The following is a 9,312-nucleotide window of genomic DNA, read 5'->3' on the forward strand; positions in this document are numbered from 1 at the left end:
GAGAAGATGCCCGGGGCGCCGCCGAGGACGTCGACGCAGAGGCCGGAGTCGTCGGCGATGGCCGGGTGGCCGGTGGCCTGTGCGAGGGCGTGGGCCTTGAGCAGGGCGTTCTCCGCGAAGGTGACGCGCCCGCGAGCGGGAAGCCCGCCGCGAGCGTCGCCCTCGCCCGGCCGCCGCGCGCCTCGTGGAAGCGCACGATCACGTCGCCGCTGCCGTCGTCGGCGAGCTTCACCGCGGTGACGACGACGGCGTCGTTGTCGACGCTCACGAGGGGGGCCACCTCGGCGCTGCCCGTGACGTGGCGCTCGGGCAGGTTGACGCGGTAGCCCTCGCGGACGGCGTCGCCGATGGTGGCGCCGGGCGCGAGCGCGTGGTGGAAGCGGTGCACGCCCTGGTCCGTCTCCGGGTCGGGGAAGCGCGGGGCCCGCAGCAGCGACGCGCGCACCGTCGTCGTCGTGCCGCCGTCGGCCGGGCGCACGGTGCGCGTCACGTCGTGCCCGTAGGTGGAGTCGTTGACGAGCGCGACGCCCCAGCCGGGCTCCTCCAGGTGCACGAAGCGGTGGTTGCAGGCCTCGAACTTCGCCCACTCCCAGCTGGTGTTGGTGTGCGTGGCCCGGTGGACGTGGCCGAACTGCGTCTCGGACGCGTACCGCTCCGCGTGGACGTCGAGCGGGAAGGCCAGCTTGAGGAACTTCTCCGTCTCGTGCCAGTCGACCTCGGTACGGATGTCCAGCCGCCCGCTGCCCGCCGCGAGCGCGAGGGTCTGCACGACCTTCGAGGCGCCGAAGGAACGCACGACACGGACCGCCGACTCCTGCTGGAGTGCCACCAGTTCGTCGACGGCCGTGAGGTCGGTGCCGGTGTTGCGGTAGAACTTGTCGACGTCCCAGGCGTCCCACTGGTTGGGGAAGTCGGGGTGCAGCTGGAGCAGGTTCGCGGCCTCGCCGGGCGCGATGGCCTCGCGGCCCGCGCCGGTGTCGTACGCGGACACGACCAGGCCCCGCGCGTCGATCTCCACCCTCAGCAGCCCGTTGTCGAGGACGAACCCGCCCTCGGCGCGGGTGCCGATCGCCGTGGCACCGGGCGCCTGCGGCGCCGCGGCACCGCCCGCGGGGACTCCCGCCCGGCTGTGGGGAGCGGCGTTGAAGACCAGCTCCGTGCCACCGGCCGGGTCGCCGGCGAGGGCGCGCTGCGCGGCGTCGACGATGGCGCCGAGTTCCTCGGCGACGCGGGCGTAGGTCGCGCGGGCCTCGCGGTGCACCCAGGCGATCGACGAGCCGGGCAGGATGTCGTGGAACTGGTGCAGCAGCACCGTCTTCCAGATCCGGTCCAGGTCCTCGTACGGATAGGGGAAGCCGGCCCGGACCGCGGCGGTCGCCGCCCACAGCTCGGCCTCCCGCAGCAGGTGCTCGCTGCGCCGGTTGCCCTGCTTCGTGCCCGCCTGGCTCGTCAGCGTCGCCCGGTGCAGCTCCAGGTACAGCTCACCCACCCACACCGGCGGGTCCGGATACTCCGCCTCCGCCTTCGCGAAGAACGCCGAAGGCGACTCCCACGTCACCGCGGCCGAACCGCCGAGGTTCTTCAGCCGGGCCGCCTTCGCGACCATCTCGCGCGTCGTGCCGCCGCCGCCGTCGCCGAACCCGGTCGGGGCGAGGGAGTGCCGCGCCACGCCCTTGTCCTTGAAGTTCCGCTCGGCGTGGGCGATCTCGCTGCCCTTCATCGAGCAGTTGTAGGTGTCGACCGGCGGGAAGTGGGTGAAGATGCGCGTCCCGTCGATGCCCTCCCAGTTGAACGTGTGGTGGGGGAAGGAGTTCGTCGCCGACCAGGAGATCTTCTGGGTGAGCAGGCGGGTGGAGCCGGCGGCCTTGATGATCTGGGGCAGCCCGGCGGCGAAGCCGAAGGTGTCCGGCAGCCACGCCTCGTCGTTCTCGATGCCGAACTCGTCGAGGAAGAAGCGCTTGCCGTGCACGAACTGCCGGGCCATCGCCTCGGAGCCCGGCATGTTGGTGTCCGACTCGACCCACATGCCGCCCGCCGGCACGAACCGCCCCTCCTGGACGGCCTTGACGACCTTCGCCCACACCTCGGGGCGGTGCTCCTTGATCCACGCCCACTGCTGCGCCTGGGACATGGCGAAGACGAACTCCGGCTCGTCCTCCAGCAGCGCCGTCATGTTGGCGGTCGTGCGGGCGACCTTGCGCACCGTCTCGCGCAGCGGCCACAGCCACGCCGAGTCGATGTGCGCGTGGCCGACGGCACTGATGCGGTGCGCGGCCGGGTGCGCCGGCTCGGCCAGTACGGCCTCCAGCTCGGCGCGGGCGGCCGCGGCGCTCCCGCCCACGTCCTGGAGGTCGACCGCGTCGAGCGCCCGGTCCACGGCCCGCAGGATCTCCCAGCGCCGGCTGCCCTCCACGGGCAGCTCCGCCATGAGCTCGCCCAGCACCTCCAGGTCCTGGACCAGCTGCCACACCGTGTCGTCGAAGACGGCGAGGTCCATGCGGGCGATGCGGTACAGCGGCTCGGTGCCGGCCGTCTCGATGTCGCCGAGGGGCGTGGGCAGGAAGGGGTGGTAGTCGAGCAGTACGGGGTTGGAGGCCGCCTCGACGTGCAGGCGCACCTCTTCGCCGCCCGCGGCGCGCTCGGCTACGCGCACCCACTGGTTGCGCGGGTTGAGGCCCTTGACCGGGGTGCCGTCGGGCCGGTAGACGAGGCCCTCGCACTGGAAACCCGGCATGTTCTCGTCGAAGCCCAGGTCGACGATCGCCTCGACGGTGCGTCCCGCCCACGCCTCGGGCACGGTCCCGGTGACCCGGAACCAGCTGGTGCCCCACGGGGCACCCCAGCGGTCGCCGACCGCGGCGGGGGAGGGCTCGGCGGCCAGGCCCTCGGCGACCGGGACCGGTTCGCCCGGGGCGGTCCACACCGCCACCTCCATGGGCACGGCCTCGGGGTATACGGCGGGCCTGATGCGCTCGTCGAGGACGCGCTTGAGGCGGCCCTCGACCAGGGAGCGGTCGTCATGCATGGGGTCTGGCTCCGTTGCTGGTGCTGGTGCTGGTGCTGGTGCTGGTCTGGTGCGGTGCGGTGCTCGTGGTGGTGTCCGCGCTCGTGGTGGTGTCCGCGCTCGTGATCGTGTCCGCGCGCGTGATCGTGTCCGTGCGCCGGCGCCCGCGCGTGCCGGCCGCGCGGGTGCCCGTGTGCCGGTGGTGTCCGGTGTGCTCAGCCTGTCACAGCGTCCGGGAGGACCACCTCGGTGATCCCCCTCGCCGCCAGATGGAGCTTGTCGTCGGCCCGGCTCGCGAGTACGGCGGCCGGCCGCACTCCGTCCGCGCACAGGCGCGCGAAGGCCTCGAAGACCGGCCCGCCCGGCGCGCACACCGAGCGGCGCGGCGCGGCGTCGTCGTCGCCCGCGTCGACGACCAGCGCCGTCGTGCGTGGCTTCGGGGCCCGCGGCCGCTCCCGCCACTCCCGGGCCGCGCGCGCGACGGCCTCGCCGGCCGGCTTGAGCGAGCGGTCCGAGGTCAGCAGCCCGAGGCCGTACTCCAGCTCGGGGAAGTCGGCCAGCGAACGGTCCACGTCGTGGGAGCACCACCACGTGACGCCCCACAGATCCTCGCAGTCGAGGACGCCGGCCAGCGTCGCCCGGGTGAACTCGGCCGCGTGCTCGGGACCGATCAGCGGCGCGGGGGCGCCCACCTCCTGCAGCCACACCGGGCGGTGGGGATCGTCCGCCCACGCCTTGGACAGCTCGACGAGGTACGCGGCGTGCCCCACCGTCGCGGTGCCGTCCCGGCCGTGCCGCTGCGCCGTGCCGTTGAACACCCACGAGTGCACGGCCGTCATCGCCCCGAGGCGTGCCGCGTGCGCCGGGGTGAACGGCTGGTCGTCCTGGTACCAGGAGGCGTCGTACTCGGCGTGCAGATGCGGCAGGCCCGGCGCGCCCTCCTCGCAGGCGGCGAGCAGCCGCCGCAGCCAGCCGCCCGCCTGCTCGGCGGTGACGCGGTCCGGGTCGGGATGCGGGCCCGCGGCGAACTGGGCGACCTCGTTGCCGAGCGTCATGCCGATGAAGTTGGGCCGGTCGGCGAGCGCCGCGGCCAGCGTCCTCAGGTACTCGGCCTGCCCGGCGACGACGTCCTCGTCGGTGAAGAGGCTGCGCCGGTGCCAGGTCTGCGTCCAGGCGGGCAGGAAGTCGAAGCTGGACAGGTGGCCCTGGAGGCCGTCCACGTTCACGTCGAGCCCGCGTTCGGCGGCCGCGTCGGCGAGCTGGACCAGCTGCTCGACCGCGCGCGGGCGGATCAGCGTCCGGTTGGGCTGGAAGTAGGGCCAGATCGGGAAGACGCGGACGTGGTCGAGGCCGAGCGCGGCGATCGAGTCGAGGTCGGCGCGCACGGCGTCGAGGTCGAAGTCGAGCCAGTGGTGGAACCACCCCTGGCTCGGGGTGTAGTTGACGCCGAAGCGGACCGCAGGGGGCATGACGTTCCTGTTTCGTGGGGCGGGGTGCGGGGGTGCGGGGGTGCGAGGGGATGTGGCTGGGGCAGGCGGGGCGTGTCAGGGGTGCGGGGCGGCCCGGGACGGGAGCGCGGCGGTGCCGCGGCCCGTCCCGGGCCGCCGTGTCAGCCCTTGACGGCGCCCTCGCCGACACCGCGGAAGAAGTACCTCTGGAGGCACGCGAACAGGACGATCAGCGGCACCACCGCGATCACCGTGCCGGCCGCGATCAGACGCTGGTCGTCCGCGAACGTGCCGTGGAGGTAGTTCAGGCCGATGGTGAGCGTGAACTTCGAGGAGTCGCTCAGCACGATCAGCGGCCACAGGAAGTCGTCCCACGAGCCCATGAAGGCGAAGATCGCGACGACGGCGAGCGTCCCGCGCACCGACGGCAGCGCGATCCGGAAGAACCGCTGCCAGGCGTTGGCGCCGTCGACCACGGCGGCCTCGTCGACCTCCGGCGGCAGGTGGAGGAACGCGTTGCGCATCAGCAGCACGTTCATGGCGCCGACGCAGCCCGGCAGCACCACACCGAGCAGCGTGTTGTTGAGGCCGAGCGAGCGCATCGTCTGGAACTGGGCGATGATGATGCCCTCCACCGGGACGAGCATCGCCACGATGAACACCAGGGTCAGCAGCTTGCGCCCGCGGTAGCGCAGCCGGGCGATCGCGTACCCGGCGAGCGCGGAACCGACGCAGTTGGTCAGGACGTTGGCTGTGGCGACCTTCAGCGAGTTGAGCGCGTAGCTCCACACCGGAATGGTGTCCGCGACCCGCGTGTAGTTGTGCAGGGTGGGGTGCGCGGGCAGGAACGACGGCGGCGTCGCGAAGATGTCCTCGGTCGGGCCCTTCAGGGACGTGGCGAGCTGCCACACGAACGGGCCGACGGTCAGGGCGAGTACGGCCACGAGCAGCGCGTAGCGCCCGGTCAGTTCCCACGCGGGGATCCTGCGGCCGTTCTCGTCAGTGAAGCGGGAGCGGCGCGAGCCCGCCGCGCCGCCGCTCGGGCGGCGGGTGGTGCCCGCGCGTCCCGGAGTGCGTCCGTCCGCGGTGCTCATGCGTCCTCCCTGCGGTCGGCGCGCAGCACGAGCAGCATCAGCCCGACGGTGATCACGAAGACGACGACCGACAGGGCCGACGCGTAGCCGACGCGGCCGGTCAGGCCGGTGCCGGTGCGCTCCACCAGCATGACGAGGGTGGTGTCCTCGCCCGCGGGCCCGCCCTTGGGGCCGGCCATCAGGTAGACCTCGGAGAACACCTTGAACGCGGCCACCGCGGACAGCGCGCCGACCAGGACCATCGTGGAGCGCACGGCTGGGACGGTGACGCTCAGGAAGCGGCGCACCGCGCCCGCCCCGTCCACCGAGGCCGCCTCGTGCAGCTCCCGCGGCACGTTGGCCAGCGCCGACAGGTAAATGATCATGTAGTAGCCGAGGCCCTTCCACACCGTGACGAACATGGCGCTGAGCAGGAGCAGCCACTGGTCGCTGAGGAAGCCGATCCGGCCGATGCCCACCTCGCCCAGCACCGCGTTGATCAGGCCCCGGTCGTCCAGCATCCACACCCAGATCAGGCCCACCACGACGATGGAGGCGACGACAGGCGTGTAGAAGGCGCTGCGGAAGAAGCCGATCCCCGGGATCCTCTTCTGCACCAGCAGCGCGAGCAGCAGGGGCAGGACGACCAGGGCGGGCACGACGACGACCATGTACAGCGCGCTGTTGCGCAGGCCGATCCAGAACATGTCGTCGTGCAGCATCTCCGTGAAGTTCGCGAACCCCACCCACTGGCCGGCGACGAGCGCCCGGCGATCAGTGAACGAGTCGACGAGCGTGGAGACGAACGGGTACAGGATGAAGACGCAGACGACGACCAGGCCCGGGGCGGCGAACAGCCAGGGCGTGGACGGCAGATGACGCCTGGCGGGGCGGCCGGGGCGCGGGCCGCCCGGCTGCCGGGAGGCGGGCCGGGGGCCGGGCCCGGGGCCCGCCCCCGTGCCGGCGAGGGGGCCGGCGGCGGGGACGGGCCCGGCGGTGGGGCTGGTCATGGTGTGTGGCGCTCCCGCTCTCAGCTCTGCTTCAGCAGCTGGTCGCAGGACTTCACGGCGGCGTCCAGCGCGGCCTTCGGGGACTCCTTGCCCTGGAGGGCCTTGGCGACCTCGTTGCCGAGTTCCGTCTTCATCTGGTCGCTGAACACGACGGGCGTGTAGTTCACCGCGTTCTTCAGGGACTTGGCCGCGGCCACCCGCACGCGGGCCGTGTCCGTGCCGTCCTCCTTGGTGAAGTACGGGTCGTCCAGGGTGCCGGCGGTGCTCGGGAAGATCGCGGCCTTCTTCGCGAACGACAGCTGGTTCTGCGCGTCCGTCACGAAGTGGGCGAAGGCGATGGATGTCGCCTTCTGCTTGGTGGCGGCGTTCACCATCAGGCCCATGACGTACATGTTGACCTTGCCGGTGCTGGTGATCTGGTCGGTGATGCCGATGTTCTTGTAGAGCGTCGGCGCCTGGGTCTTGAAGTGCCCGAGGTCCAGCGCGCTGCCCGGGTTCATCGCCACGGCCTGGGTGAGGAACTTCTGGCCCGCGGAGTCGGGGGTGGCCGTCAGGGCCTGCGGGTCGAGTGCGTGCGCCTTGTAGAGCTTCACGTACTGCGTCAGCAGGTCGACGCCCTTGGCGTCGTTGAAGGTGAAGCCGTCGCCCTTGCCGTTCATGATCTGCACGCCGTAGCGGCCGAAGTCCTCGATGGTGGGGACGTTGGCGAGCGTGGCGATGGTGCCGTGGCTGTTCTTCGAGATCGTGAGCGCGTCGCTGAACAGCTCGCCGTAGGTCGCCGGCGGCTTCTGCGGGTCCAGCCCCGCCTTCTTGAACAGCGCCTTGTTGTAGAACAGCGGCCCGGTGTTGAGGTACCACGGGAAGGCGTACGTGCCCTTCAGACCCGGGACCTGGTTGCCGGCCCAGGCGCCGGGCAAGTACTCCTTCTTGTACTTCGCGGCGGCCGGGTCGCCGTCCAGGTCGAGCGCGACGCCGGCCTTCGCGAGGGGCGCCCCGAGGTCGGGGGAGACGTTGACGACGTCGGGCATCGTGCCGCCGGAGGCGTCCGCGCTGAGTTTGTCCGCGTAGTTGTCGGCGGGCTGGTCGACCCATTTCACGTGCGAGCCGGGGTACTTCTTCTCGAAGTCGGCTATGAGGCCGTTGAAGTAGTCCTTGTAACCGGTCTTCAGATTCCAGGTCTGGAAAGTGATCGACCCGTCGATCTTGCCGGACCCCGAGGCCGAGGACCCTCCGGAGCTGCCGGAACCGCCGCCGCACGCGCTCAGGGGCAGGAGGACGGCGACCGCCGCCGCGGCGACGGCCGCCTTGTGGGGGACTCTGCTGGAAAAGCGCACGGCAAATGGCTCCTTTGCTCAACCCGGGCGTGGCGCGGTGCCCGCACGCCGGGCCCTGGCCCGGCTCGGTGACGCCGCGCAGCAGACCTTGCACGGCCTTTGGAGGCATTGTCAATGCACCGGCGGGGAAAGATTGCGTCGCGCCCTCGTTTGTGCAGGTCAGAGCCCTGTGTATGGTGAGAAGGATCAAGAACTAATGCGCTTTAGGTCAGTACAGCTCAAGCGCTTTAGTCGCACGCTTCCGCATGAGTTACGCTGACGCCCCGACCATGACCCGAAGGGGCAGGCATGCCGGCCAGACGCCCGTCCGCCCGTCGCCCGACGATGAAGGACATCGCGCAGCGTGCGGGGGTGTCGGAGAGCGCGGTGTCGTTCGCTCTGAACGACCGTCCCGGGGTATCCGAGGTCACACGCGACCGGGTGCGCCGTGTGGCCGAACAGCTCGGCTGGCGTCCCAGCGCCGCCGCCCGCCAGCTCTCCGGCGAGGGCTCGGCGACCGTCGGCCTGGTGGTGGCGCGCCCCGCGGACACCCTGGGCGTGGACTCGTTCTTCCTCCAGCTGATCTCGGGCATCCAGGAGGGCCTCGCCGGACGCCATCTCGGCCTGCTCTTCCAGGTCGTGGACGGCGTGGACGACGAGTGCGAGGTCTACCGCCGCTGGTGGGCCGAGCGCCGCGTCGACGGCGTGCTGATGGTCGACCCGCGCACGGACGATCCACGCCCCGCCCTGCTCAGCGGACTGGGCCTGCCCGCCGTGGTCATCGGCGGCGTGCCCGACCAGGACAGGGCCGAACTCTCCACGGTGTGGGCCGACGACGCCGGCGCGATGGCGGCGGTCGTCGACCGGCTGCACGCGCTCGGGCACCGCCGCATCGTGCACATCGCAGGCCTGCCCGGCCTCGCGCACACCGAGCGCCGCATCCGGGCCCTGCGGGCCGAGGCGGAGCGGCGCGGGCTCGGCGGCGTGCGGTCCCTGACCACCGACTACTCGGACGCCGAGGGCGCGGCCGCGGTGCGCCGTGTGCTCGACTCGCCCGCCCCGCCGACCGCGCTCGTCTTCGACAACGACGTGATGGCCGTCGCGGGTGTCGCGGCGGCGGCCGCGCTCGGCTTCTCGGTGCCGGGCGACGTGTCCGTCGTGGCGTGGGAGGACTCGGCGCTGTGCCGGATGGTCCACCCCTGGCTGTCCGCCCTGACCCGGGACACCCTCGCCTTCGGCCGCACGGCCGCCACCGAACTGCTGTCGCTGCTGGACGGCGCCCCCGCCCGCACCGTGCAGGTCCCGGTCCCGCGCCTGATCGAACGGGAGTCGACGGCCGCGGCCAGGTCCGGGGCGTAGCGGGCCCGTCAGCCGGCCAGGTCCGGGGGTAGCGGGCCCGTCAGCGGCGGGCCGTGCGCGCGTCGGGCGGGGCGGGCCCGCGGTGCGCCTGCGCCTCGGGCGGTC

General features: G+C 72.3%; 5 protein-coding genes and 2 pseudogenes. 1 reads left to right on the top strand and 6 read right to left on the bottom strand.

The genetic code is table 11. The features are described 5' to 3' along the window. The 6 genes and pseudogenes from L1885_RS17490 to L1885_RS17515 form a co-directional block, all read right to left on the bottom strand. Window positions 1-125, bottom strand: a pseudogene (locus L1885_RS17490) (non-canonical purine NTP pyrophosphatase); the annotation flags it as partial. A 4-nt stretch (window positions 126-129) separates the two neighbouring features. Continuing rightward, window positions 130-3,025: pseudogene (locus tag L1885_RS17495) on the bottom strand (alpha-mannosidase); the annotation flags it as partial. 194 nt (window positions 3,026-3,219) lie between these two features. Next, entirely contained in the window at window positions 3,220-4,473 is a 1,254-nt protein-coding gene (locus L1885_RS17500; RefSeq protein WP_235798064.1) for a glycoside hydrolase 5 family protein, read from the bottom strand. A 140-nt stretch (window positions 4,474-4,613) separates the two neighbouring features. After that, the gene (locus L1885_RS17505; RefSeq protein ID WP_235798065.1) at window positions 4,614-5,546 is read right to left on the bottom strand and encodes a carbohydrate ABC transporter permease; all 933 of its coding nucleotides are present in this window, start codon (window positions 5,544-5,546) and stop codon (window positions 4,614-4,616) included. Further along, window positions 5,543-6,535 carry a carbohydrate ABC transporter permease gene (locus tag L1885_RS17510; protein WP_235798066.1) on the bottom strand — a complete coding sequence of 331 codons (993 nt, stop codon included), beginning with the start codon at window positions 6,533-6,535 and terminating at the stop codon, window positions 5,543-5,545. Before L1885_RS17510 ends, L1885_RS17505 begins: the two co-directional genes overlap by 4 nt. A gap of 20 nt (window positions 6,536-6,555) precedes the next feature. After that, complete coding sequence (locus L1885_RS17515; protein ID WP_235798067.1) at window positions 6,556-7,869, bottom strand: ABC transporter substrate-binding protein; 1,314 nt, start codon at window positions 7,867-7,869, stop codon at window positions 6,556-6,558. 288 nt (window positions 7,870-8,157) lie between these two features. On the opposite strand from L1885_RS17515, the gene L1885_RS17520 reads away from it, so the two are divergent. Next, window positions 8,158-9,207 carry a LacI family DNA-binding transcriptional regulator gene (locus L1885_RS17520; protein WP_235798068.1) on the top strand — a complete coding sequence of 350 codons (1,050 nt, stop codon included), beginning with the start codon at window positions 8,158-8,160 and terminating at the stop codon, window positions 9,205-9,207. The last annotated feature ends 105 nt before the right edge of the window (window positions 9,208-9,312 follow it).

Origin of the sequence: Streptomyces fuscigenes (assembly GCF_021556455.1) — a bacterium.
Lineage (GTDB): Bacteria > Actinomycetota > Actinomycetes > Streptomycetales > Streptomycetaceae > Streptomyces > Streptomyces fuscigenes.

What these genes read in the sequence shown, in the direction of transcription:
- L1885_RS17500 (WP_235798064.1), bottom strand. Translation starts at nt 4,473, where the DNA reads ATGCCCCCTGCGGTCCGCTTCGGCGTCAACTACACCCCGAGCCAGGGG.
- L1885_RS17505 (WP_235798065.1), bottom strand. Translation starts at nt 5,546, where the DNA reads ATGAGCACCGCGGACGGACGCACTCCGGGACGCGCGGGCACCACCCGC.
- L1885_RS17510 (WP_235798066.1), bottom strand. Translation starts at nt 6,535, where the DNA reads ATGACCAGCCCCACCGCCGGGCCCGTCCCCGCCGCCGGCCCCCTCGCC.
- L1885_RS17520 (WP_235798068.1), top strand. Translation starts at nt 8,158, where the DNA reads ATGCCGGCCAGACGCCCGTCCGCCCGTCGCCCGACGATGAAGGACATC.